This window comes from Rugamonas fusca (assembly GCF_014042365.1).
GTDB lineage: Bacteria > Pseudomonadota > Gammaproteobacteria > Burkholderiales > Burkholderiaceae_D > Rugamonas > Rugamonas fusca.
This window is the reverse complement of sequence record NZ_JACEZS010000011.1, coordinates 51,311-76,371: the sequence shown is the minus strand read 5'-3', so window position 1 is coordinate 76,371 and position 25,061 is coordinate 51,311. Positions and strand designations below refer to the sequence as shown.

Annotated in this window: 20 protein-coding genes; 9 read left to right on the top strand and 11 right to left on the bottom strand. The window is 68.3% G+C overall.

What is annotated here, in order from left to right:
- Complete coding sequence (locus H3H36_RS14085) at positions 1–1,407, bottom strand: KamA family radical SAM protein (RefSeq protein WP_182218629.1); 1,407 nt, start codon at positions 1,405–1,407, stop codon at positions 1–3.
- A gap of 250 nt (positions 1,408–1,657) precedes the next feature.
- On the opposite strand from H3H36_RS14085, the gene H3H36_RS14080 reads away from it, so the two are divergent.
- The 6 genes from H3H36_RS14080 to H3H36_RS14055 all read left to right on the top strand — a co-directional run bounded on the left by H3H36_RS14080 (position 1,658) and on the right by H3H36_RS14055 (position 10,160).
- Positions 1,658–2,125: a cache domain-containing protein gene (locus H3H36_RS14080; protein WP_182218626.1), complete on the top strand. Its 468-nt coding sequence runs from the start codon at positions 1,658–1,660 to the stop codon at positions 2,123–2,125.
- Between the two features lie 40 nt (positions 2,126–2,165).
- The gene (locus H3H36_RS14075; RefSeq protein WP_182218624.1) at positions 2,166–3,866 is read left to right on the top strand and encodes a methyl-accepting chemotaxis protein; all 1,701 of its coding nucleotides are present in this window, start codon (positions 2,166–2,168) and stop codon (positions 3,864–3,866) included.
- A 160-nt stretch (positions 3,867–4,026) separates the two neighbouring features.
- The gene (locus H3H36_RS14070; RefSeq protein ID WP_182166279.1) at positions 4,027–4,893 is read left to right on the top strand and encodes an HDOD domain-containing protein; all 867 of its coding nucleotides are present in this window, start codon (positions 4,027–4,029) and stop codon (positions 4,891–4,893) included.
- 57 nt (positions 4,894–4,950) lie between these two features.
- The gene (locus H3H36_RS14065; protein ID WP_182218622.1) at positions 4,951–6,144 is read left to right on the top strand and encodes a DUF2863 family protein; all 1,194 of its coding nucleotides are present in this window, start codon (positions 4,951–4,953) and stop codon (positions 6,142–6,144) included.
- Positions 6,145–6,310: 166 nt separating this feature from the next.
- Positions 6,311–7,483: a tetratricopeptide repeat protein gene (locus H3H36_RS14060; RefSeq protein ID WP_182218620.1), complete on the top strand. Its 1,173-nt coding sequence runs from the start codon at positions 6,311–6,313 to the stop codon at positions 7,481–7,483.
- A 115-nt stretch (positions 7,484–7,598) separates the two neighbouring features.
- Positions 7,599–10,160: a BACON domain-containing protein gene (locus H3H36_RS14055; protein ID WP_182218618.1), complete on the top strand. Its 2,562-nt coding sequence runs from the start codon at positions 7,599–7,601 to the stop codon at positions 10,158–10,160.
- 16 nt (positions 10,161–10,176) lie between these two features.
- On the opposite strand, the gene H3H36_RS14050 is transcribed toward H3H36_RS14055, so the two are convergent.
- Together H3H36_RS14050 and H3H36_RS27355 are read right to left on the bottom strand one after the other, a co-directional pair.
- On the bottom strand, positions 10,177–10,710 hold the full coding sequence (locus H3H36_RS14050; RefSeq protein WP_182218616.1) for a DNA-deoxyinosine glycosylase: 534 nt from the start codon (positions 10,708–10,710) through the stop codon (positions 10,177–10,179).
- 102 nt (positions 10,711–10,812) lie between these two features.
- Positions 10,813–10,947 (bottom strand): hypothetical protein, encoded by a 135-nt coding sequence (locus H3H36_RS27355; RefSeq protein WP_255461861.1) that lies wholly within the window; start codon positions 10,945–10,947, stop codon positions 10,813–10,815.
- Positions 10,948–11,110: 163 nt separating this feature from the next.
- On the opposite strand from H3H36_RS27355, the gene H3H36_RS14045 reads away from it, so the two are divergent.
- The 3 genes from H3H36_RS14045 (at position 11,111) to H3H36_RS14035 (ending at position 13,039) form a co-directional block, all read left to right on the top strand.
- Positions 11,111–12,040 (top strand): DMT family transporter, encoded by a 930-nt coding sequence (locus tag H3H36_RS14045; RefSeq protein ID WP_182218614.1) that lies wholly within the window; start codon positions 11,111–11,113, stop codon positions 12,038–12,040.
- A 3-nt stretch (positions 12,041–12,043) separates the two neighbouring features.
- Positions 12,044–12,532, top strand: coding sequence for a GNAT family N-acetyltransferase (locus H3H36_RS14040; RefSeq protein WP_182218612.1), 489 nt, complete (start codon positions 12,044–12,046; stop codon positions 12,530–12,532).
- Between the two features lie 330 nt (positions 12,533–12,862).
- Entirely contained in the window at positions 12,863–13,039 is a 177-nt protein-coding gene (locus H3H36_RS14035) for a hypothetical protein (protein ID WP_182218610.1), read from the top strand.
- On the opposite strand, the gene H3H36_RS14030 is transcribed toward H3H36_RS14035, so the two are convergent.
- The 8 genes from H3H36_RS14030 to hutU all read right to left on the bottom strand — a co-directional run bounded on the left by H3H36_RS14030 (position 13,025) and on the right by hutU (position 24,873).
- Positions 13,025–14,596, bottom strand: coding sequence for a glycine betaine ABC transporter substrate-binding protein (locus H3H36_RS14030; RefSeq protein WP_182218607.1), 1,572 nt, complete (start codon positions 14,594–14,596; stop codon positions 13,025–13,027). The two genes, H3H36_RS14035 and H3H36_RS14030, sit on opposite strands and share 15 nt — an antisense overlap.
- Before the next feature lie 184 nt (positions 14,597–14,780).
- A complete protein-coding gene (locus tag H3H36_RS14025; protein WP_182218605.1) occupies positions 14,781–17,462 on the bottom strand; it encodes a zinc-dependent metalloprotease in 2,682 nt (893 codons plus the stop codon).
- 92 nt (positions 17,463–17,554) lie between these two features.
- The gene (hutI, locus tag H3H36_RS14020) at positions 17,555–18,781 is read right to left on the bottom strand and encodes an imidazolonepropionase (RefSeq protein WP_182218603.1); all 1,227 of its coding nucleotides are present in this window, start codon (positions 18,779–18,781) and stop codon (positions 17,555–17,557) included.
- A 36-nt stretch (positions 18,782–18,817) separates the two neighbouring features.
- Complete coding sequence (locus H3H36_RS14015; protein ID WP_182218600.1) at positions 18,818–19,393, bottom strand: HutD/Ves family protein; 576 nt, start codon at positions 19,391–19,393, stop codon at positions 18,818–18,820.
- Positions 19,390–20,763 (bottom strand): formimidoylglutamate deiminase, encoded by a 1,374-nt coding sequence (locus tag H3H36_RS14010; RefSeq protein ID WP_229219910.1) that lies wholly within the window; start codon positions 20,761–20,763, stop codon positions 19,390–19,392. Before H3H36_RS14010 ends, H3H36_RS14015 begins: the two co-directional genes overlap by 4 nt.
- The gene (hutG, locus tag H3H36_RS14005; protein ID WP_182218598.1) at positions 20,760–21,548 is read right to left on the bottom strand and encodes an N-formylglutamate deformylase; all 789 of its coding nucleotides are present in this window, start codon (positions 21,546–21,548) and stop codon (positions 20,760–20,762) included. The genes H3H36_RS14010 and hutG overlap by 4 nt, the downstream gene beginning before the upstream one ends.
- Before the next feature lie 16 nt (positions 21,549–21,564).
- Positions 21,565–23,127, bottom strand: coding sequence for a histidine ammonia-lyase (gene hutH / locus H3H36_RS14000; RefSeq protein WP_182218597.1), 1,563 nt, complete (start codon positions 23,125–23,127; stop codon positions 21,565–21,567).
- Positions 23,128–23,160: 33 nt separating this feature from the next.
- Entirely contained in the window at positions 23,161–24,873 is a 1,713-nt protein-coding gene (gene hutU / locus H3H36_RS13995; protein WP_182218596.1) for a urocanate hydratase, read from the bottom strand.
- Positions 24,874–25,061 lie beyond the last annotated feature (188 nt).

Sequence of the window (25,061 nt, the reverse complement as noted above, 5' to 3'; positions counted from 1 at the left end):
CTAGGCCACGTTGCTGTGGACCGCGCAGGAAGCGCCGCCATCCTCGTCATGGCGGGCCGGCGTGAGCGGGATCACCTTGCGCGGCGTGGAGGGATGGCCATCGCCTTCCGTCTCGAAGAAGAACTTGTCGCGACCGAAGGCGGGGCGCAGGTCGTCCATCCAGGTCGCCTGCTCGTCGTAGCGGGCATAGAACGGCTTGCGCACCCAGTCCGCGTTGCGGGCCTGCAGGAACTGCAGTGCGAACACCTTCTCGCCACCGATGTGGGCCACGCCGTCGATCACCACCTTGCCGGGGAAGGCGCTCATGGACGGCCCGCGCACGGTGCGCGCCAGGCCCGACACCATCTGGTACGCGGCCTGGAAGATCTCGTGCGCCTTCACCAGCGGCAGCTGGAAGTATTCGCGCGGCCCCGTGTCGCGCTCGACGAACATGTAGTACGGGATGGCGCCCAGCCGCACGCCCGTCTGCCACAGCTCGGCCCAGCTTTTCGGGTCCTCGTTGATGTGGCGGATCAGCGGCCCCTGCATGCGCAGCGTGGCGCCCGTGCCGACGATGCGCTTGACGGCCTGCTGGGCGATGGGCTGGCGCAGTTCAACGGCATGGTTGTAATGGCCCATGATGGCCATGTTCTTGCCGCTGGCTACCACGCGTTCGAACAGGCGCAGCAAGTCGTCCGCGTCGGCGTCCGTCACGAAGCGCTGCGGCCAGTACGCCACCGACTTGGTGCCGATGCGGATGTTCTGGATGTGGGCCAGTTCCGGCACCAGCAGCGGCTCGATATAGCTGGCCAGCGAGCGGGTGTTCATGATCAGCGGATCGCCGCCCGTGATCAGCACGTCCGTCACCTCCGGGTGCTGCTTCAGGTACCCGGCCAGCTCGTTCGATTCGCGGGCGTCGAACTTCATGTCGTCCATGCCCACGAACTGGGGCCAGCGGAAGCAGAAGGTGCAATAGGCGTGGCAGGTCTGGCCGGCGCTGGGGAAGAACAGCACCGTCTCCTTGTACTTGTGCTGCAGGCCCTTGAGCGGCGCGTCGTTCACGCGCGGTACGTTGTGCGTCATCTGGCCGGCCGGGTGCGGGTTCATGCGCATGCGGATCTCGCGCACCAGCTTGACCAGCGCGGCCTGGTCGGCGCGGCCCAGCACCAGCTCGCGCAAGCGCGCGTACTCGTGCGCAGGCAGCATGTCACGGTGCGGGAAGGTGAGCCGGAAGATGGGGTCGTCCGGGATATTGTTCCAGTCGATCAGGTGCTCCATCACATAGGCGTTGGTGCGAAACGGCAGCACGTGCGACACCACCTGTACGGCTTCGCGCAACTCGGGCGCCATGGCGGCCCACTGGGGCGCCTGGGCGATGGTCTGGCGGATGTAGGGCTTGAACTTGACGCTGGCAGCTTCGGTAGTCATGGCGGGCTCCTGTGGCGTTGGGGTTGCCGGGAATTCCATGCTAGGCCGTGCGGCGCGCTCGGGGTTGCCGCACATCAACTAGCGGGTGAAAAAGTTGCGTTGTGGAATAAGTGCTTGACGCGCGCTGCCCGCCGGCGTCACACCGGGCCGCCCGCTTGCGATAACGCAAATGGGCGATGACAGCGGCGGCGTACAGTACGCCATGCGCACAGGCAACTTTTCCCCACTTACCACCCCATCAAGGACTGCCATGAACCGCTTACCACGCACCGCCGCCACCGCCGCCCTCCTGCTGGCCGGGCTGGCCGGCGCCGCCCACGCCGCCACCGAACCGACTGAAAAGGACGCCATCGCCATGGCCGAACGGGGCGCGGCCTACATGAAAAGCCACGGCCGCGAAGAAATGATGAAACGCATCAGCGCCAGGGACCCCGACTTCGTGCAGGGCGCACTGTACGTGGACATGCGCGACCTGCACACGGGCATCGTGCTGGCCCACCCGATCAATCCTTCCATCGTCGGCAAGGACTTGCTCGACGTGCCAGACGCCAGCGGCAAGCGCTACCGGCGCGACATCATCGAGCTGGCCCAGAAGCAGGGCAAAGGCTGGGTCGACTACCAGTACCGCAACCCCACCAGCGGCAAGATCGAACCGAAGACCACCTACATCCTGCGGGTCGGCGACGTGGTGCTGGAAGCGGGCATCTACAAGAAATAAAGCGAGCCATCGCCGCCATTCAACCGCGCCGGGAGCCACCATGCTGAAGCGACTGAGGATAGGTCCGAAACTGCTGCTGGCGCCCGGCCTGGTGCTGGTACTGCTGATGTGCACTTCGGGGGCCGGCTACTACGGCATGGTGCGCCAGAACGCATCGCTGGAGAACCTGGTGCAGGTGCGCGCGGCGCGCCTGAAGGCGGCCGCCGACGTGAGCGGCGAGGCCAAGCACGCGCACGCCAACATCTACCAATTGCTGGCCTGGACCAACGGCAGCTTCACCCAGGACCGGATCGGCGCGCTGGCCCGGGAACTGCGGGCCCGCCACGCCGCCATCGGGGCCCAGCTGGCGGCGCTGGCGGCCGTTGCCGAACCGGGCGAGCGGCCGTTCGTGGACGCCTCCACCGCGGCGCTGGCCGCCTACCGCAAGGCCGTGCGCGAGACCATGGAGATCGCCCAGGTGGACCAGTCGATCGCGGCCAACTCCATGGCCAAGGCCGAGCAGCAGTTCAGCCGCCTAAACGGCGCACTGGCCAAGCTGGCGGCGCTCGAGCAGCAACTGAGCGTGCAGGCGCACGGACGCGCCAAGGCTGAATTCCACACCCTGGGCCTGACCATGGCCGGCCTGTTGCTGCTGTCGGTGGCGCTGTCGCTGGTGGTGACGATGCGGGTGCGCGGCGCCATGCTGCGCGACATCCACGCCATCGCCGCCGTGGTGGTGAAGCTGGCCGCCGGCCAGCTGGCGCCCGGACGCGCCAACGATGGCCACGACGAGATCGCCCACACGGCCCGCCTGCTGGACGGCACCATGGCCCAGCTCAGCGCCACCTTGCGCACCATCCTGGGCGCCGTGCAGAACATCGACCTGGCCGCGCACGATATCGCCAGCGGCAACCTGGACCTGTCGAACCGCACGGAACGCCAGGCCGGCTCGCTGGAGCAGACGGCCAGCGCCCTGGACAGCCTGACCGGGGCCGTGCGCGACAACGCGGCCCACGCGCGGCAAGCCTGCCAGCTGGCCGACGGCGCCTCGCAGCTGGCCGAACGGGGCGGCGCGGCCATGGGCGAGGCCGTGGCGACGATGGACTCGATCCGCGCCAGCGCCGGCCAGATCGTCGACATCACGGGCGTGATCGACGCCATCGCCCTGCAAACCAATATCCTGGCCCTGAACGCGGCCGTCGAGGCGGCCCGCGCCGGCGAGCAGGGACGCGGTTTCGCCATCGTGGCGGCCGAAGTGCGCACGCTGGCGCACCGCTCGGCCGCCGCCGCCAGCCAGATCAAGGACCTGGTGGCCACCTCCGTGGCCACCATCGACACGGGCAGCAGCTCGGTGCGCCAGGCCGGCGAGCGCATGGGCGAGCTGGCCACTTCCGTGCGCCAGGTGAACGACATCATCCGCCGCATCAGCAGCGCCAGCGCCGACCAGGCGCAAGGCATCGCGGAAGTGAACCAGGCCATGGTCCAGATGGACGAGATGACCCAGCAGAACGCGGCACTGGTGGAACAGGCCGCGGCGGCGGCGTCCAGCCTGCAGGAGCAGACGGAAAACCTGACGCAGGCGGTGGCCGTGTTCCAGCTCGACGCGGGGGAGACGCCAACGGCGCCCGCCCCGGCTCCGGCCGCCGCGGCGGCCAACAACCCGGCGGCAATCTTGCCCAGCAGGCCACAGCCCACCCGGCCGGGACCGGCAAACATGACAAATGGACATCGAAACGGGCTGCGGCGCGCCCGCCGCGCGTGAAAATCCGCCATCGGCGACACATTTTCACGCCAAAATCGCGCAACCGGGAGCGGGAAGCGGCGATAATCGGAAGTGAGCGGACTCGGCGCGAGGCGCCCGGCTGGTTTATAGTGCTGGTTTTAGTGCCGCGCCGTCGCCGTCCCGTAACCCGAAAACCATCATGACCCCAGCCGCAGCCCCAGCCTTGCCAGTCGAAAACACGGTGGAAGACGCCCTGCTGCGTTCGATCCGCATCCCGCCTCGGCCCAGCCTGCTGGTCGACCTGCAACAGGAACTGGCCGAGCCGGACCCGTCGCCACGGCGCATCGCCCGCATCATCGGCAACGACGTGGGCATGTCGGGCGCCCTGCTCAAGCTGGCCAATTCGCCGTTCTACGGGGCCGGGCGCAAGGCCAAGTCGGTGGAACAGGCCATCAACTTCCTGGGCATCAACCACTGCGCGGCCCTGCTCACGGGTTTGCTGGCCAAGCAAGCCATCGAAGGCGACGGCGCCACCCTGGAGCAGTTCTGGGAAACCTCGGCCCGGCGCGCCCAGGCCCTGGTCTACACCTCGCGCCAGCTGCGCATCGCCCCGCCCGACATCGCCCACACTTTCGGCCTGTTCTGCGACATCGGCGTGCCGCTGCTGATGAACCGCTTCCCCGGCTACGTGGACACCTTCGCCGCCGCCAGCAACGACCCGGTGCGCCGCTTCACGGAAGTGGAAGACGCGCGCCACCAGACCAACCACGCCGCCATCGGCTGCCTGCTGGCGCGCAACTGGGGCCTGTCGCCGGACGTGTCGTGGGCCATCCTGCTGCACCACGACTACCGCGTGCTGGACGACCCGGCCACGGACGACGCCGTGCGCTCGCTGGTGGCGCTGTCGGTGCTGGCCGAAAAAGGCATCCAGCGCTACCATGGCAACCCGGTCTCGCTGGAGTGGGACAAAGGCGGCGCCCCGGCCTGCCGCCACCTGGGCCTGTCCGAGGACGAGACGGCCGACCTGCTGGACGAATTGCACGAAACCTTTCACAACGAGCGCTGACACCGCGCAGTCGCCCGCGCCGGGGCCGTCCGCACGGCCCCCTCATTTCAGGAAACCATGTCAAAAAACAAGCGCCCCGTGTCCCGCAAACCGGCCGACACGCCCGAACTCAAGGATGAACTGCTGACCCGCAACCTGTGCGAACTGGCCCTGGAACTGGCCGAGCAGGAAGACCCGGACACCATGAGCGAGCTGCTGCGCCAGCGCGCGACCACCTTCCACAAGCTGGTGCGCAAGCTGCTCAACCAGCACAAGGACGAGGTGCTGTACGGCGCCATCGAACTGGCCCAGGACGAGGACGTGGGCGCCTGCCGCTACCTGCGCGAAGCCATCGAGGAGGCGGCCGGCACCGTGCTGCTGCGGCGCGACAACGCCCCCACGCTGGAAATCGACGCCTTCGCCATCCCCGTGTTCGTGCACAGCACGGGCGGCCTGGACCCGGCCCAGGATTTTCAGGACCCGCAGGCCTACGACGCCCTGTTGGCCAGCTTCCAGCAGGGCGAACTGGAGAGTCCCAAGGCCAAGGTGGTGCTGATCGGCCACGCCTACGACCTGGGCGAGATCGACCGCATCACCTACAGCAACTTGCACGAGATGGTGCGCGAGGCGGCCACCTCGATGACGGAAAAGAAACTGGTGCCCACGCCGGCCATCGAACGCAGCCTGGCCGGCTGGACGGCGACACCATTCGGCCCCGAGGACGCGGCCGTGGAACTGCGCTTCCTGGTCGGCTTCGCGCTCAAGCGGGCCGACGACCCGTTCTACCGGGTGCCAGCCGGCGAGGCGGCGGCCGACGCCTATTTCGCGCGCCGCATGGCACGCTACCAGCGCTGGACCGAGCAGTACGGGCCGCTGGTGCGGCGCTGCCTGGGAGGTGCGCGGCCGCTGGAACTGAACTTCCTGTACCAGGACCTGTTCTTCGGCGCCAAGCAGCAGGGCGTGGCCGAACACGACATGCTGCAACTGCTGGCCACGCTGAACCAGGCGCTGGCGGCGCGCGGCGCCGCGCCGGAGCAGGCCACGGCCACCGTCGGCCCGGCCGGCGCCGACCATGCGCCGCAATTGCGCACCTGTCTGTACCTCGATGGCGAACCACTGGCCGCCTACGACAAGCCGCTGGATCCGGGCGCGGACCTGGAAACGGAAGTGGCCGATGTGCGCGACGCGCTGGCCAGCATCGGCCTGGGCCAGCTGTCCGTGGCCGCCGGATTCGACGCCGGCGGGGCCCCGCTGGCGCCGCCGGCGCGGTAAGGTCCGGGCCGATCGGGACGCACCTCCAGCCGTTTGACAGGGGCTAGGGAGCCGAGGATACTTGGCCTCTAGCGGCCCCCAGCCGCGGCCTGGGCGGTGCAGGCTACCAGCGCCGCCGCATAAAACCGGCGTCCCGCCCCGCGTGGGCGCCGCGGAGGAAATCATCATGTTGAGCCGTTTCGTTATCCTGTGCGCCGCCCTGCTGGCCGGTTGCGCCGGCCTGCCCCAGAACCGCGTCGCGGCCGTGCCGCCGGCGCGCCTGTTCCAGGACCAGTTGTTCGCGCCGCCGTCGGCCCCCATCAGCACCGACCAGCTGTTCGCCGTCACCCCGGCCATGGAAGCCTACCTGCAGGAACAGGTGCTGCACCAACAGCATGGCAAGGATAAGCGCCAGGCCCTGTTCGACGCCCTGTACCGGCGCGACAAGCTGCAACTGGAGTACGACTCGGCCGTCACCCGCAACGCCCAGCAAACCTTCGAGGCGCGGCGCGGCAACTGCCTGTCGCTGGTGATCATGACGGCCGCGCTGGCCAACAAGCTGGGGCTGGAAGTGCAATACCAGCGCATCACCATGGATGACGCATGGAGCCGCAGCGGCAACCTGTATTTCTCCAGCGGCCACGTGAACCTGATCCTGGGCCAGCCCAAGCTGGACCTGAGCAAGGGTTACAACTCGGCGCAGTACATGACGGTCGATTTCATCCCCATCCCGGCACTGGCCAAGCAGCAGGCCCAGCCGCTGGAGGAGCGCACCGTGGTGGCCATGTACATGAATAACCGGGCCGCCGAACTGCTGGTGCAAAACAAGCTCGACGACGCCTACTGGTGGGCCCGCGGCGCCGTCGGCCAGGATCCCGCCTTCCTCAACGCCTACAACACGCTGGGCGTGATCTACCAGCACCACGGCGACGTGGCGCCGGCCGAGCAGGTGCTGCGCTATGCGTGGAACCAGGCACCTGACAACACCGTGTTCCTGTACAACCTGGCCCAGGCGCTGGCCGAACTGGGCCGGCCCCAGGAGGCGCAGGCGCTGCGGGCGCGGCTGGCCCAGCTGGAACCGTATCCGCCGTTCTACTTCTTCAACCAGGGCCAGCAGGCGATGCGCGCCGGCGACTACGGACGCGCGCGCGACCTGTTCCAGCGCGAGCTGGACCGTTCGCCCGACTACCATGAATTCCACTTCTGGCTGGCCGTGGCCTCGTTCAAGCTGGGCGACCTGGCGCGGGCCGACATCCACATGAAGCAAGCCATGGAAAACAGCACCACGCGCGGCGACCACGACCTGTACGCGGCCAAGCTGGACCGGCTCAAGGCCTACGAGGCCCAGGCGACCCGGTAATGGCCGGCCCGCGCGCGGGCCCAGGTGTTGCGCCGGCCACCACAACGGCTTGACAGAATGTTGCGCATGCGCAACAATTGTAAAATATATAAACTGTCCGCCCGAGGATACCGCCATGCACCGACTCTGGTCCGCTCTTACGCTCGCCTCCCTGTTGACCGCCTGCGGCGGCGGCGGCGCGGGGGGCACGCCGGCCCCGGCCACCAGCGCGGCGCTCACGTTCAGCCCGGACAAGGTGGCCATCTCGGCCGTGGCTGGCACCACCGCCACGGCCACCGTCAACGCGGCCGTGGCGCGGCCCGCCGATTTCAACGGCGCCGCCGTCTATGCCTACCTGGTCGACAGTGCCGGCGTGCTGCTGCCCAACGCGCAGCTGGTGCAGGACAGCGCCCAGTCTTACCATGCCACCTTGCAGACGGCGGCCACGCTGGCCGCCGGCAGCTACCAGGGCAATTTCACCGTCAAGCTGTGCCGTGACAGCGCGTGCGCCAGCCAGTTTCCCGGCTCGCCCATGCAACTGCCTTATGCCATCGAAGTGGCGCCGGCCGGCTCGGCCCCCTTCACGGCCAGCAGCGCCGCGCCGCTGACGGTCACCATGCACCAGGGCGGCGCCGCGCCGGCGCCGGCCGCCATCAGCGTGCAGGCCACAGGGCGCAGCTGGAGCGCGGCCAGCGGCGCCGCCTGGCTCACCCTGAGCAGCACCAGCGGCAGCGGCAACGCCACCCTCACGGCCAGCTATACGCCCGCCAGCCTGGCGCCCGGACAATACAGCACCGCCATCACGCTGACGGCCGGCGACGGCCTGGTAGCCACCGTGCCCGTGTCGCTGACGGTACTGGCGCCGGGCTTCCAGCTCAGCAGCGACGGCGTCGCCTTCACCGCCATCAATGGCGCGCCCATCGCCTCGCAGGACGTGCAGTTCGCCACCGACAACGCCCAGGCCACGCGCTGGAGCGCGGCCAGCGGCGCGGGCTGGCTGCGCGCCAGCCCCAGCCAGGGCTACACTCCGGCCACCACCACGCTGTCGATCGACCCGACCGTCGGCGCCCTGGCCAGCGGCAACTACAGCACCAGTTTGACCCTGACGGCCGACGGCATCACGCCACGCCAGTTACCCGTGTCACTCAAGCTGGTGCGCGCCACCTTGCTGGCCTCGAACGCCGCCGTGACGCTGGGCGGCACGTACGGGCGCGACTTCAGCCCCCGCAACGTGACGCTGAGCCTGAACACGGGCACGAACCAATGGCCGTGGCTGCTCTCGGCCGTGCCGGCCTGGGCCGGCAGCAGCGCGGCCAGCGGCAATGTGGGCGCGGCCGGCAGCACCGTCACCATCACGGCCAACCCGGCCGCCGCCCCGGCCGGCAGCACGACGGTGCAAATGGTGGCCGCCGCCACCGTCAATGGCGACATCGTCACGGCCCCGGTGGCGCTCACCATCAACAAGGACAAGCACAAGCTGCTGCCCTCCGAGCTGGGCGTGGCCATGAGCGGCTCGCCCGGCTGGTCGCGCGTGACGCGGCGCGTGACCATCGTCGACAACTACGGCCTGGTGCCCGACTGGACCGCGGCCAGCGACCAGCCCTGGCTGACGGCCAGCGGCAGCGGCGCCAGCCTCACCCTGTCGGCCGACCCCAGCACGCTGGCGCCCAACTCGCTCAACTACGCCACCGTGACGGTGACCCCGACCGACCCCGCCATGGCGGCCGCCACCCCGATCCGGGTCGCGTTCTGGAAGGGCACGGCCAGCCCGACGGCGCCCGTGTCGCCCCACCCGCTGTACCGCAACATCGTGGCCGATCCGATCCGGCCGCTGGTGTACGCCCACAACGGCGGCACCACCATCGACATCTACAACGTCTACACTGGCCAGCTGGCCGATACGCTGACCGGCTTTGGCGGCGCGCTGGGCGACATGGCCGTGTCGGCCGACGGCACGCTGCTGTACGCGTACGACCTCGACAACAGCAAGCTGGAAGTGCGCGTGCTGGCCACCAAGGCCGTGCTGGCGCGCTGGCCGCTGGCGCACCAGCCCGACCGCAGTTCGCGCCTGACCCTGCTGCACCCCAACGGCGTGGATCTGGTGGCCCTCAACGACGGCAGCATCTACAACAGCGCCGGCAAGCTGCTGGCCAGCCTGCCGATCCAGGGCGGCACGCTGAGCGCGGCGGCCGACGGCAAGCGCCTGTATGTGCAGGACGAGGATGGCACGGCCGTGCACCTGGCCACCTACACCCTCGATTACGCGGACCTGGCCGGCGGCACCCTGTTCGCGGCGCAGTTGCCGGCCGCCACCCACCTGGGCAACGGCAGCGCCGGCCAGGACATCGCCACCAGCGCCGACGGCAGCACGCTGTACGCGGCCAGCAGCACGCCCACCCAGTGCAGCGTGCTGGGCACGAACGACCTGGGCACGCTGTCCTACCTTCCCAGCGGCAACAGCGCGCCCGACAACGTGGAAGTGGGCAGCGATGGGCGGGTCTATTGCGGCGTGGCCGGCAAGTCGGCCGCGGCCGACGTGTGGGTCTACAGCGCGGCCGGCGTGCTGCTGCAGCAGCTCAAGTTCGTGCCCGTGGGGCGCCAGCTGGCGCCGCGCCAGATGGTGATCTCGGGCGACGGCTTCATCCTGATTGGCCTGAACGACGACGGCGTGCTCAATATCGTGCCCGTGGGGCCGTGAGGTCGCCGCGGCCCACTCAGGCCAAGGCCTCGCGCAGCGCCGCCCAGCGCGCCATTTTTTGTTCAAACGGCAAGGTGTAGGCGGGACTGCTGGACGGCAAATCGAGCAAGCGCCAGCGCGCCGCATCGGACGCCAGTTGCTTGCGCCCCAGCCGGGCGGCAGTGCCGCCATTGAAGGCGATCAGGCCCAGCTGCGGCAGGCTTGCCACCAGCGCCAGCAGATCGTTGCTGGCGTGGTCGCGAATACCGCTATCGAGGCTGCCTGTCCGCTCGGCTTCGGCCACCACATCCCACAAGCCCACACCATGGGCCAACAAGGCCTGCAGGCGCGCCGCATACTCCAGCGCGACCAGGTCGATATCCAGCACTTGCGACATCAAGCCCCAGAATTTGTTCTGGCGGTTGCCGTAGTATTGCTGCAGTGCCAGCGATTGCTCGCCCGGCAAACTGCCCAGCACCAGCACCCGCGTATGGCGGTCGACAACGGGATCAAAACAACGCTTGCGCGCGGCCGATGGCGCCTGGGCTGGACGGAGGGATGGCGTGGACATGAACGGGCACTGGACGGCGCCAAGGTTGGCAACCTCGCCATGGTAGCACTCCGGCGGCGCGGCCACAGGCGCCCCCACCAGGGCCCGGGCCGGCCCTGTCGCCTAGGGTCGTCCCGCGATGGCAAACGCGAGCTGCCCACGCGCGGGACTATCGTCAGCCAGCGCGACAACGGCGGCCGTGCTCAACAGCACGTAACCGATCAGGGTGGCCACTTTGAATCGCAGCGAGGTAGGCATGAGCGTCTCCGGTGGGAAAGGATGGTTTTTTTATAATAGCCAGTTGGATGACCGGCGCCGCGCCTTCTTCCCCGCCACTGCGCCACATCAAGCACGGATGTGGTCTATTTGTCAATAAAGTAGCTGGCGAGCAAGTTTCCGGCAAGCCCGGTATACTGCAGCGATGTCCTCTCCCATCCTGTTTCTTGCCGCCTGCCTGATCTGGGGCTCGACCTTCTTCGCCATCACCTTGCAGCTGGGCCAGGTAGCGCCGGCCGTGTCCGTCGTCTACCGCTTCGCCATCGCCTCGGCCGTCCTGTTCGCCTGGTGCGCGGCGCGCGGCGACAGGCTGCGCCTGCCATGGCGCACCCAGCGCTGGCTGCTGCTGCAAGGCATCGCCAGCTTCGGCCTGAGTTACATCTGCACTTACACGGCCGAGCAATACCTGGTATCGGCCCTGGTGGCCGTGCTGTTCGCGCTGATGGTGTTCTGGACCCCGATCTGCAGCCACCTGATGCTGGGCACGCCGCTGACGGCCCGCATCTGGACGGCGGGCGCGGCCGCCATGGCCGGGGTCACGCTGCTGTTCTATCAATCCATCGCCAGTGCCGGGACGGCCGTGGCCGGCGCCGGCAACGGCCACTTCCTGCTGGGCCTGGGACTGGCCCTGTGCGCCACCCTCTCCAGCTCAGTCGGCAACGTACTGGTGGTCAAGGTGCGCCAACAATCGTCCAACGTACTGCTGACCATGGCCTGGTCCATGCTGTGGGGCACGCTGATGGTGGCCGCCTGGGTGCTCGTCAGCGGCCAGTCGTTCACGCTGCCGGCCACGGCCCGTTACTGGGGCGGCCTGTTTTACCTGGCCGTGTTCGGTTCCGTGATCGCGTTCGCCGCCTATTTCACGCTGATCCTGCGCATCGGCTCGCACAAGGCCGTCTACATCGGCGTCGTCACGCCCGTCATTTCCGTGCTGCTGTCGATCCGGCTCGAACACTTCCGCCCCGGCCCGCTGGAATGGCTGGGCATGCTGGTCTGCCTGGCCAGCGTGGCCTGGGCCTTGCGGGCCGACGCGCCCGCCCCTTCCGTCAACCCCAAACTTGAAAGCGCCGCATAATCCATGAGCAAGCCGCAACTGACCATCCGCCCCGCCACCCCTGCCGACGTGGACGCCATCTTCAGCATGATCCACGAGCTGGCCGTGTTCGAAAAACTGGAACACCTGGTGGTGGCCAACCCCGCCATGCTGCAAGACGGCCTGTTCGGTCCCCACCCCGCCTGCGAAGCCATCGTGGGCGAGGAAGCGGGCGAGGTGGTGACCTTCGCCCTGTTCTTCCACAACTTCTCCACCTTCCTGTGCCGCAAGGGACTGTACCTGGAAGACCTGTACGTCAAGCAATCGTGCCGTGGCAAGGGTTACGGCAAGCAGATGCTGGTGGCGCTGGCCCAACTGGCGGTGGCGCGCAACTGCGGCCGCTTCGAATGGTCGGTGCTGGACTGGAACGAAAACGCCATCAACTTCTACCGTGGCGTGGGCGCCGACGTGATGCCGGACTGGCGCATCTGCCGCGTCACCGGCGACGCCTTGCAGCAACTGGCAGCGGCTTAACGGACGGAAAAACCGTGTTACGTCCCCGATTTTGCGCCACGGGAAAATCGGGGACGTAACACGGTTTTTCTGTGTTGAAAAAAAATCCCACGAGCGCCAGGCGCCGCGTGGGATTGAACCCATGTTGAGTGGGAGGGGAGATTGAAGCAACGCCTTCACTATAATCGCCCGTCCGGCGGCGTGCGCAGGTACTTTACATTTGCTTACGCCAGCTCAATATTGCTTACATCGCACTAACTCGCGCGCGCCGGCCGGCGCCCATTGACGCGGCACAAAGCCCGCCCCGTGGCGAGCCGTACCATGGATTGTCACCACGTCCGGGAGCCCGCCATGAACAAGTTGCCGCCCTTCGCCTTGCTGCTCTACAAGGCTTACCTGTGCTGGCGGCTGGACCATTGCCAGCGCCACCTGCACACCATCGCCGCCCAGCGCGAGAACGACTTCCAGGCCGAACGCCTGCTGCACCGGGAAGTGGCCGTGGTGCGGGCCAAACTACACACGCTGTGACGCGGCCCGTCCCGCCAGCCGCTCCAGCAATTCAAACGCTCCCTGGGTCAGCAGGGCCAGCACGGCGGCCGGAATGGCGCCGGCCAGCAGCATGGCGTTGTCGTTCAACGCGAGGCCGATGGTGATGCGTTCGCCATAGCCGCCGGCGCCGATGAAGGCGGCGATGGTGGCCGTGCCGACGCTCATCACGGCGGCCGTCTTCACGCCGGCCAGGATCACGGGCAGCGCCAGCGGCAGCTCCACGTGCCATAAACGCTGGTACGGACGCAGCCCCAGGGCCAGCGCCGCCAGCCGCAGCCCTGGCGGCACCTGCAGCACACCGGTGCAGGTATTGCGCACCACGGGCAGCAGCGCGTACACGAACAGCGCCACCAGGGCCGGCACCGCGCCTATGCCCAGCAAGGGGATCAGCAACGCCAGCAGGGCCAGCGACGGCACCGTTTGCAGCACGCCCACCAGCGCCAGCACCACCTGCCGCAAACGCGGCACATAGGCGGCCAGCACGCCGAGCGGGATGCCCGCCAGGCAGGCCAGTGCCACCGCGACCAGCACCAGCGTGATGTGCTGGCGCGTGAGGAGCCACAGCTTGTCGTCGAAGACCTTGGCCAGCAAGCCATCGTGCGGGGCGGATGACGCCGGCGTCGCCACGGCCGATGACGCCAGTGTTGGCGTGGGCGATGGCACGGACGATGACACCCGCGCTGGCGGCATGGCCGGCGCGGCCGATGGCGCCGGCAGCGGATGCGCGGCCAGCCAGCCGCGCGCCACGGCCGCAAAACTCTGGCCGTCGATCTCGGCGGCGCCGTTCATGGCGATCATGTCGGCCGCGCTGATGCGGCCTTGCAGCCGCCCCAGCGCCGCCCATGCCGCCGGAAAGCGGGCCGCCGCATCGAGCCGGTACAGCAGCACGGCGTCGTAGCGGGGAAAATAGTGGCGGTCGTCGTCGAGCACGCGCAAGCCGTCGCGGGCGATCTTGGCGTCGGTCGAATAGATGTCGATCACGTCCACCTGGCCCTGCCTGAGCGCGTCGTAGGCGATGCCGTGATCGAGGCCGGCCGGCTGTTGCGGCAAGCCATAGCGCCGCGCCAGTCCGGGCCAGCCGTCGGCGCGGCCGATGAATTCATGCGACAGGCCAAAGCGCAGCGTGGGACGGGCCGCCAGATCGCTCAAGGTGCGTGGGCCATCGGGAGCGCCGCGCACGGCCAGCGCGTAAGTGTTGTTAAAACCCAGCGGCACGGCCACGCCCAGCCCCAGCGGCGCCAGTTCGCGGCCGATCTGTTCCAGCGTGGCCGGCGCTTTGTGGCGCAGGATTTCCTGGTCTATGGTGCCCAAGTATTCGGGATACAGGTCGATCTTCCCGGCCCGCAGCGCGGCCAGCACGATGGCCGTGTTGCCCAGCCCTTGCAAGTGTTCCGTGCGGGCATACGGCGCCGCCGTTTGCGCCAGCAACTCGCCCAGGATGTAGGATTCCGTGAAACGCTTGGAGCCGATGCGCAGCGTGGCTTGCGCGCCATCGGCCGGCGTTGCCGCCGCCGGCGATGTCGACGGCGCCGCCATCGCGCATCCGCATAGGAGCCAGCACGCGGCCAGCCATCGCAGCCGCACCAGCGGTCGCACCGCGTTGCCCCACCCGCTACGTTCGCGCACGCGCCCTCCCCTATCGTTCCGCCAGTGGGGCAAGCTTACCATCGCCGGCTCGCGTACGCGTACGTGCGCGGGCGCGAGTGCGCGCGGGGGAACGTCAGGCGCCCAGGCGCACCATGGACGCCTTGAGCGCCTGGTTCAGCGTTTCATAGCACTCGTCCAGGTGCGCCTTGTTCTCGCGGCTGCCCGGCTTGGCCAGCGCGGCGCGGATCTGGCGCTGCAGCTCCAGCGCATGCTCGCGCTGCAGGCTGCGCGCGTCGGCCGGCGTGGTGGCCGTCGGACGCAGCAGCATGGTCGCCAGCCGCTTCAGGTGGGCCCGTTGCAGGTTGCGCCGCATGCCCGTGATTTCCTTGCCCGTCCTCAGTTCACTCCACACGGCCGACTGCACGGTGCCATACAGCTCGTCGAGGCTGAGCGCCTTCTTGCCGTCGTCCAGCTTTTCCTGCGCGTCGAGCACACGGGTGGCCACCGCGTCCGACATCAGCTGATCCAGCGCCGCCGATTGCAGCATCAGCACGCGCCCGCCCACCGACACGTCCGGCCGCCCCCGCGATTCGAAGTGGTCCGGCCCCAGGCGGCTGATCATGGCGGGCGCGAACTTGAAGCTGTCGGCCTGGAACAGGCTGCCCGTCAACATCTGCAGCGCGGCGCGCTGGCGCGGCAGGGAGACCGGCGTGAACGTGGCGCGCCCCGTGCCCGCGTGGTCGCGCAGATAGGTCTGGCCGCCCACGTACTTGACCACCACCGGCAACGCGCGCGCGAACTGGACGAAGCCATAGTCGAAGCTGCGGCGCAGCGATTCATAGCTTTCGCCGGGCTTGAGCTGGCGCGTCTGCAGCCGGTCCCACAGCTCGCGCGACAGGGTCAGGCGCCGCTCCACGTAGGCCAGCGGATCGCTGCCCAGGTCGAAGGCATTGACATCGGGGTCGGCCGCCCGGCCATCGACTTCCTGGTCGGTGCCGAAGGCCAGTTGCGGCTCGTTCGAGCGGGCCGCGATCTTCGCCAGTTCATCCTTCTCCTGCTCCGCGGCGATCGGTTTATAGGCGTATTCGATGGCCCAGTAATCGTACGGCCCCAGCGCGGAGGCCACGTATTCGCCCTGGCGCTCGCCCTTGACGGACAGGTTGAACGGCGCGTAGTCCATCACGGAACCGGTCATGCCGTTGCGCTGCGTGAACGCGGGGTCCTGCAATTGCTTGAGGTCGTACACGGTGGAGGCGCGGAAGTTGTGGCGCAGGCCCAGCGTGTGCCCCACTTCATGCATGACGACGGAGCGCACGTAGGCCTGGGCCAAGGCGTCGGCCTGCGGGCTATCGAGTCCCACTTCGCCGCGCGCTTCCAAAAGGTCCAGCGCGAAGCCCATTTCCTGGGCCGAGTCCAGCATGTAGTCGCAATGCGTTTCGCCGTCGCCCGCCGCTTGCGCGACCGTGGCGGCTGCGCTCTCGCCGCTCTCGCCGGCCACGCGGCGGGCATCGCGCGCGAACACGTCGGAGATGGCGATATCGGCATCGAGGATCTCGCCGCTGCGCGGGTCGACCTGGGATGGCCCCACGGCGAAGGCGGCGTCGCTGCCGATGAACCAGCGGATCGACGCATGGCGCGCGTCGAGCGTGTCGAAGTGGTCCTGCTCCGTTTGCTGGCGCACGACGATGGCATTCCTGAAGCCGATCCGCTCGAACGCGGCGTTCCAGGCCAGCACGCCCTGCTCGACGGACTTGCGGTATTTTTCCGGGATGTTCTTGTCCAGCCAGTACACGATGGGCTGCTTCGGTTCCGACAGCGGCAGCGCCGGATCCTTCTTCTCCAGCCGCCAGCGCTCGATCACGTGGCTGGCCGTGGTGGGCCGGACATCGTCCGTGAAGTCCTGGGTGGTGGTAACGAAGTGGCCGATGCGGTCGTCGGCCGGGCGCGCGTGCATCGGTTCAGCCGGCAGCGGCATGAAGCTGTAGTAAAAACCGAGGAACATGCTGCGCGGGTCCGGCAGCGTGGTGGGCGGGCCGGGCAGCGCCACGGGCTGTGGCGTGATGGGCGACGCGCCGATACGCGGCACGGCATAGTGGGCACTCACACGCAAGCCCGTCATGGCCTCGTCGGCCCGCAGCGTGACGAAACTGCTGTTGCGCGCATCGAGTACGAACGGCAGCCGGTACGCGTATTCGAGCCGGGTGGAATAGCCGGGGATGTCGCTGAATAACAACGCATTGGCCTCGATCAGCACCCCGTGGGTCTGCGGATGGGGCGCGCTGGCCACGGGTGCGGCGGCCAGCAGGCTGTCCGAATACGCCTGCGACACGGCCAGCGCCTGCGGCGTGCCGCCGCGCGCGCTGTAGCGGGTGTTCTTGGCGATCATCTGCACCAGGTTGCCGATGCGGTGGAAATACACCACCTGGCTCTCACCCATCTGGCCACCGTACAGGCCACGCTCACCGATGCCGTTGGTGGTGTTGATGGACATGAAGATGGGCCGGTCGAACATCTCCGGGCGCAGCTCCAGCCACACTTTTTCATCCTTCTGGTACAGCGGCAAAAAGCCCGGCACGTGGGCTGCGCCGCGCACCACTTCCAGGAACGGCTTGGGCGCGGACGCCGCCGCCAGCATGGCCGCCAGCGGATTGGCCGGCGCCGCGGCCGGCGTGGCGGCCGCCGTAGTGGCACCAGCGTCGCCCGTATGTGGCGAGGTGGCCGGAGCGGGATCCTGCGCCAGTGCCTGGGCGGCCAGCGCCAGCAGCACGGTGGAAACGTGGGATTTCAGGGCGAACGACGGCGGTAACACGGGCATGGCGATCCTGGTACAAGCTGAGAGTCGGGAAAAACGCTCGTGATAATGTACCTGATCAAACCGCCGCACGGACGGAAATTCGAGGATTCCCTCTAAATCACGGGCGAGCGCCAGACGCCCGAATTGACCACGCCCACGCAGGGATTGAAGCCGATCGCGTACGACAAGTCAGCCGGCCGGTCGATGCGCCACAGCGCGAAATCAGCCCGTTTGCCCACGGCCAGGCTGCCGATGTCGTGCTGGCGCCCCAGCGCGCGCGCCGCGTGCACGGTGCAGCCGGCCAGCGCCTCCTGCGGCGTCAGGCGCCACAGCGTACAAGCCATGTTCATCGTCAGCAGCAGCGACGTCATGGGCGAGGTGCCGGGATTGCAGTCCGTGGCCAGCGCCATCGGCACACCGGCCGCGCGCAGGGCCGCCACGGGCGGCTGCACCGTCTCGCGCAGGAAGTAATAGGCGCCCGGCAGCAGCACGGCCACGGTGCCCGCGCGCGCCATGGCGGCCACGCCATCCGCGCTCAGGTGTTCCAGGTGGTCGGCCGACAGCCCGCCGTAGCGGGCCACCAGCTGCGCCCCGCCCTGGTCCGACAACTGCTCGGCGTGCAGCTTGACGGGCAGGCCGTGGCGCCGCGCGGCCACGAACACGCGCTCGGTCTGTTCGGCCGAAAAGCCGATGCGCTCGCAGAACGCGTCCACGGCGTCGGCCAGGCCCTGTTCGGCCAGCGTGTCGAGCATGCCGCACACTTCGGCGATGTAGTGCTCGGGGCGGCCCGCGAATTCGGGCGGCAGCGCGTGCGCGCCCAGGAAGGTGGTGGCCACGCTCACCGGCAGCTCGCGGCCCACGCGGCGCGCCACGCGCAGCATCTTCGCTTCCGTCTCCAGGTCCAGGCCGTAGCCGGACTTGATCTCGATGGTGGTCACGCCCTCGGCCAGCAGGCTGGCCACGCGCGGCATGCTTTGCGCCAGCAGCTCGTCTTCCGTGGCGGCGCGGGTGGCGCGCACGGTGGACATGATGCCGCCGCCGGCACGGGCGATGTCCTCGTAGGTGGCGCCGTTCAGGCGCGCCTCGAATTCGTCGCTGCGGTTGCCGGCGTGGACGATATGGGTGTGGCAGTCGATCAGGCCAGGCGTGAGCCAGCAGCCGCCGCCATCGTGCACGGCACGGGCCGAGTCCTGGGCGCCGGGCGGCAGTTCGGTGCGCGGCCCCAGCCAGGCGATGCGGCCGTCGCGCACGGCAATGGCACCGTCACGGAGCTCGCCATAGCCGTCGGCCATGGTGGCCAGATTGACGTTGATGAACAGGGTGTCCCAGTCTGCGGTCATGCGTCGGTCTTCGCTTGTGCTTGAGTACTCAAGTAATTAATGGGGGATGATGTCGGCCACCAGCACGGTGGCCTGGATGGTGTCCATGGTCCACGCCTGGTCCGAGTCGAGCACCACGGCGTCGTAGCGCACCAGGGCGATGCGTTCCGTGGCGCTGCTCAGGGTCAGGCTTTCCCCTTCGGCCAGGAACAGCACGGTGGTGGCGCTGCGCCGCACCAGCTCCTGCCGGCCGCGCACCACGCGCCGTTCCAGCCGGTGGCGGCAACGGCCGCGCCGCGTCATGACGTTGAAGTCCGTCGTCAGGCCACCCGTGATGGTCGCTTCGACGGTCGCTTCGCCGGGAAATTCGATCAACGGTTCGCTGGGACTGAGCACGAAGCGTTCGTTGCCGAAGTCCAGCAGCACGCCGTCGCCGTCCACCAGCGCCAGCGAGCGGTCGATGCCGGGGAACGGCGAGAACGGTCCGTCCTGGGTGATGGTGGCCAGGCTGACGCGCCAGTCGAAATGGTCGAAGTCCGCGCCGGGCGGCATGACGACGATTTCCGTGGTGCTGCCGCCACCGTTCTTCCATGGGGTGGGCCGTAGGCTTGCGTACTGGATCAGCTGGGTCATCGGAACTCCCTCAGTTCGGCCAAGGTTTGCCGGAAGCGCGCGGCGATGGCCTGCTGCGCCACGTGCTGCTGCTTGCGCACCACCCACTGGCCGCCCACCATCACGTCCCGCACCAGGTTGTCGTTGCCGCTGAAGATGAAGGTGCCCAGCACCTCGTCCAGCGCCAGCCCGAACAGGTTGGGATGGTCGTCGTCCAGCACGATCACGTCGGCACGCTTGCCGGGCGCCAGCGCGCCCAGCGGCCGTCCCGCCGCCTGCGCCCCGCCTTGCAGGGCGCCCTGCCACAAAAAGTCGCCCACGTTGCGCTGCGCGGACGATACCGCAATATTACGCCGCTGTTGGGCCAAACGCTGCCCATATTCGAGCCAGCGCAACTCCTCCACCGCGCCCTGCGAGATATGGCTGTCGCTGCCGATGCCGAAGCGGCCACCGGCCGCCAGGTAATCCTGCAGGGGGAACAGGCCATCGCCCAGGTTCGCTTCCGTAGTCGGGCACAAGCCCGCCACGGCGCCGCTGGCCGCCAGCGCCGCCACTTCATCGTCCAATAAATGCGTGGCGTGGATCAGACACCAGCGCTGGTCCACAGCCATGTTTTCCATCAGCCACTGCACGGGGCGGCGTCCGCTCCAGGCCAGCGACTGCGCCACTTCCGCCTGCTGCTCGGCGATGTGAATATGCACCGGGCGCTCGGTCGGCAATACCTGCAGCACCTGGCCAATCTGTTCCACCGTCGCCGCGCGCAGCGAATGGGGCGCCACGCCCACCTCCGTCTGCCCGTCGCGCAACGCTTCCAGCGCCTCGATCACGGCCAGCACGTCGCGCACGTCCGTGCGGAAACGCTGCTGCTCCGGCTTGAGCGCCTGCGCGCCGAAGCCCGAATAACTATACAACACAGGCAGCATGGTGATGCCGATGCCGGCCAATCGTGCGGCGGCAATCACCCGCTCCGCCGTCTCGGCCGGACGCGGGTACAGCGCGCCATCCGGCGTGCGTTGCACGTAATGGAATTCACACACGGCCGTGTAGCCGTGGCGCAGGCATTCCGAGTACAGTTGCGCCGCGATGGCTTCCATCTGCGCCGGCGTGATGTTACGGGCGAAGCGGTACATCAGCTCGCGCCAGGTCCAGAAGCTGTCCGGGCCATCGCCGGCCCGCTCCGTCTTGCCGCCCAGCGCGCGCTGGAAGCTGTGCGAATGCAGGTTGATCATGCCTGGCAGCGCGTACTGCGCCACCTCCACGCCGGCCGGTTGGGACGCATCGGGCGTGACGGCCGTCAGGCTGCCACTCGCATCCCATTCCAGCAGCACGTCCTGGCGCCAGCCTTCGGGCAGCAGCGCGTGGCGCGCGTACAAGGCGCGGCCGGCCATCATGCGCGAGCCCAATCGGCTGCGGCCTGTGTCATCTGCTGCAGCAATCCTTTGACCTGATCGGCCAGGTCCGGACGATAAGCGAACGGCGCACGCTCGTTCATGTAAGTGGACTGGCACATCTCCAGCTGGATCGCATGCACGCGCGCATCGGGCTTGCCGTATTGACGCGTGATATGGCCGCCCTTGAAGCGGCCGTTGACGGCCACCGTGTAGTGCTGCTGCGCGCGCGCGTGGGACACGATCGCTTCCGTGAGTCCGGGCGCGCAACTGGCGCCATCGGCCGTGCCGAAGTTCAGATCGGGCAGCTTGCCCTCGAAGAAGCGCGGCACGACGGAGGCGATCGAATGGGCGTCCCACAACACCACCTTGCCGTGGATGGCCAGCAGCCGGTCCAGCTCCGCGCGCAACTGCGCGTGGTAGGGACGCCAGTACAGCTGCAAGCGGCGCTGCACTTCCGCCTCGTCCGGTGCGCCGCCCTGCGGATACAAGGGCTCGCGATGGAAGGTGTCGAGCGGGCACAGGCCCGTCGTGTCCTGGCCCGGATACAGGTTGGTGTTCTCCGGCGGGCGGTTCAGGTCGATCACGTAGCGCGACCAGCGCGCCGACAGCGTGGAAGCGCCCATCTCGGCCAGGAAATCGTACAGCCGCACCAAATGCCAGTCCGTATCGGCCTTCTCCACGGCGGCCGGGGTCATGCGGGCCGCGATCTCGTCCGGGATGTCGGTGCCCACGTGCGGCATCGACACCAGCAGCGGAATGCTGCCCGCCTTGAATTGAAAGTCCATCGTCATCCCTCCCGGATTACGGATGCAGCGGCGCGAACAGGTTTTTGCACGAGGCGCTCAAGTCGCCCTTCAACACCATCTGCTTGGCCGCCTCGATGTCGGGCGCGAAGAAGCGGTCGGCGTCGAAGAACGGCACCTGCTGGCGCAACTGCGCGTGCACGTGCTCCAGTTGCGGCGACGTCTTGAGCGGGCGGTGGAAGTCGATGCCCTGCGCGGCGGCCAGCAGTTCGATGCCGACGATGGTCGCCGTGTTGTGGGCCATGTCATCCAGCCGGCGCGCGCCGAAGGTGGCCATGCTCACGTGGTCTTCCTGGTTGGCCGAGGTGGGGATGGTATCCACGCTGGCCGGGTGGGCCAGCGACTTGTTCTCCGACGCCAGCGCGGCCGCCGTCACGTGGGCGATCATGAAGCCGGAATTGACGCCAGGGTCGCGCACCAGGAACGGCGGCAGGCCGGACAAGGTGGCGTCGATCAGGAGCGAAATGCGGCGCTCGGAAATGCTGCCGATTTCCGCGATGGCCAGCGCCAGCGTGTCGGCCGCGAAGGCCACCGGCTCGGCGTGGAAGTTACCGCCCGAGACGATGTTGGGCAGGCCGCCGGCCGCGTCCTGGAAGATCAGCGGATTGTCGGTGACGGCATTCGCTTCGATCAGCAGCGTGCGCGCCGCGTTGGCGATCAGGTCCATGCAGGCGCCCATCACTTGCGGCTGGCAGCGCAGGCAGTACGGGTCCTGCACGCGCTCATCACCCACCAGGTGCGAGGCGCGGATGGCGCTGCCCGTCACCAGCTGGCGGTAGATGGCGGCGGCGGCGATCTGGCCCGGCTGGCCGCGCACCTCGTGCACGCGCGCGTCGAACGGCGAATCGCTGCCCTTGGCCGCGTCCAGCGACAGCGAGCCGGTAACCATGGCCGCTTCCAGCAGACGCTCGGCCATGAACAGGCCATGCAGCGCCAGCGCGTTCGACACTTGCGTGCCGTTGATCAGCGCCAGCCCTTCCTTGGCGGCCAGCACCACGGGTGCGATGCCGGCGGCCTTGAGCGCGTCGGCGGCCTGCATCAGCTCACCGTTCACGCGCACCTCGCCCACGCCCAGCATGGCCAGCGTCATGTGCGACAGCGGCGCCAGGTCGCCCGAGGCGCCCACCGACCCCTTGGCGGGAATGGCCGGCATGATGCCGGCGTTGTACAGCGCGATCAGGGTGTCGACGATCAGCGGGCGCACGCCCGAGTAGCCGCGCGCCAGGCTGCCGATCTTCATCAGCATCACGAGGCGCACCACGCCGTCCGACAGCAGTTCGCCCGTGCCCACCGAGTGCGACAGGATCAGGTTGCGCTGCAACTGCTCCAGCTTCTCGTCCGGGATGCGGGTCTTGGCCAGCAGGCCGAAGCCGGTGTTGATGCCGTAGGCCGCGTCACCCTTGGCGACGATGGCCTGCACGGCGGCGGCCGATGCTTCGATCACGGGATAGGCTTCGGCGGCCAGCGTCAAACGGCCCGCGTCATTCCAGACGGCCCGCAGTTCGGACAGGGTGATCTTGCCCGGCTTGAGGGTCCATGCGTTTTTCTGTGCTTGTTTCATTGTGGTTTCCTGAATTATCTGATTCGGGCCGATTCACTTGATCATCGGCAGGTTCAGGCCGTTGCGCTTGGCGCAGGCGATGGCCGTCTCGTAGCCCGCATCGGCGTGGCGCATCACGCCCGAGCCGCAGTCGTTGACCAGCACCCGGCCCAGGCGGCGCGCGGCGGCGTCCGTGCCGTCGGCCACGATCACCACGCCGGAGTGCTGCGAGTATCCCATGCCCACGCCGCCGCCGTGGTGCAGCGAGACCCAGGTGGCGCCGCCGGCCGTGTTGAGCAGGGCGTTCAAGAGCGGCCAGTCGGACACGGCGTCCGTGCCATCCTTCATGCTCTCCGTCTCGCGGTTCGGGCTGGCCACGGAACCCGTGTCCAGGTGGTCGCGGCCGATCACGATGGGCGCCTTCAGCTCGCCATTGCGCACCATCTCGTTGAAGGCCAGGCCGGCGATGTGGCGCTCGCCCAGGCCCAGCCAGCAGATGCGCGCCGGCAGGCCCTGGAAGGCGATGCGCTCACGCGCCATGTCCAGCCAGCGGTGCACCTGCGCGTGGTGCGGGAACAGTTCCTTGATCTTGGCATCCGTCTTGTAGATATCCTCGGGGTCGCCCGACAGCGCCACCCAGCGGAACGGACCGCGGCCTTCGCAGAACTGCGGGCGGATGTAGGCCGGCACGAAGCCGGGGAAGTCGAACGCGTTTTGCACGCCCTGGTCGAACGCCACCTGGCGGATGTTGTTGCCGTAGTCGACCACCTTCGCGCCCAGCGCCTGGAATTCCAGCATGGCTTGCACGTGGGCGGCGCACGAATCGGCGGCGGCGGCCTTCAGGCGCGCGTGGCGCTCCGGATCCTGCTGCGCGCTCTTCCAGTCGGCCACGCTCCAGCCGCGCGGCAGGTAGCCGTTGATCAGGTCATGGGCGGAGGTCTGGTCCGTCACCAGGTCGGGAATCAGGCCGCCCTCTTTGGCGCGGCGCACCAGTTCCGGCAGCACTTCGGCCGCGTTGCCCAGCAGGCCGATGGAAATCGCGTCACCGCGCGCCGTGTGGTGCTTGACCAGTTCCAGCGCCTCGTCGATGGTGGCGGCCTGCTTGTCCAGGTAGCGGGTGCGCAGGCGGAAGTCGATGCTGCTCTGCTGGCACTCGACCGTCAGCGACACGGCGCCGGCCATGGTGGCGGCCAGCGGCTGGGCGCCGCCCATGCCGCCCAGGCCCGCCGTCAGGATCCAGCGGCCCTTCATGTCGCCGCCGAAGTGCTGGCGGCCCGCTTCCGCGAACGTCTCATAGGTGCCCTGCACGATGCCCTGGGTGCCGATGTAGATCCAGCTGCCGGCCGTCATCTGGCCGTACATGAACAAGCCCTTGCGGTCCAGTTCATTGAAGTGCTCCCAGTTGGCCCACTTGGGCACCAGGTTGGAATTGGCGATCAGCACGCGCGGCGCGTCCTCGTGGGTCTGGAACACGCCGACCGGCTTGCCGGATTGGATCAGCAAGGTCTGGTTGTCCTCCAGTTCGCGCAGCGAAGCGAGGATCTGGTCGTAGCAGGCCCAGTTCCGGGCCGCGCGGCCGATGCCGCCGTACACCACCAGGTGCTTGGGATTTTCCGCCACCTCCTTGTCCAGGTTGTTCTGGATCATGCGGTAGGCCGCCTCGGCGCCCCAGCTCTTGCAGGTACGCTCGGGGCCGCGCGGGGCGCGGATGTCGCGAGTGGCGTCGTAGCGGGGATCGTTGTCCAGGGCGGTGTTCGGGGTGGTCATGGTATCTCCTCAAGGTTGTTGGGGGCGGCCGGACGCGATACACGACGCGCAGCCTGCGCATCCTTGAAGCATAAGTTGTCTATACAACTAAGTCAACCGAATTTTACCCCCCTGCTAAAAGCAACCAGCAACCGGTGTCAGGTCTGTCATTCGGACACGCAGGCCGCACCTTTGCGTTCGATCAAACA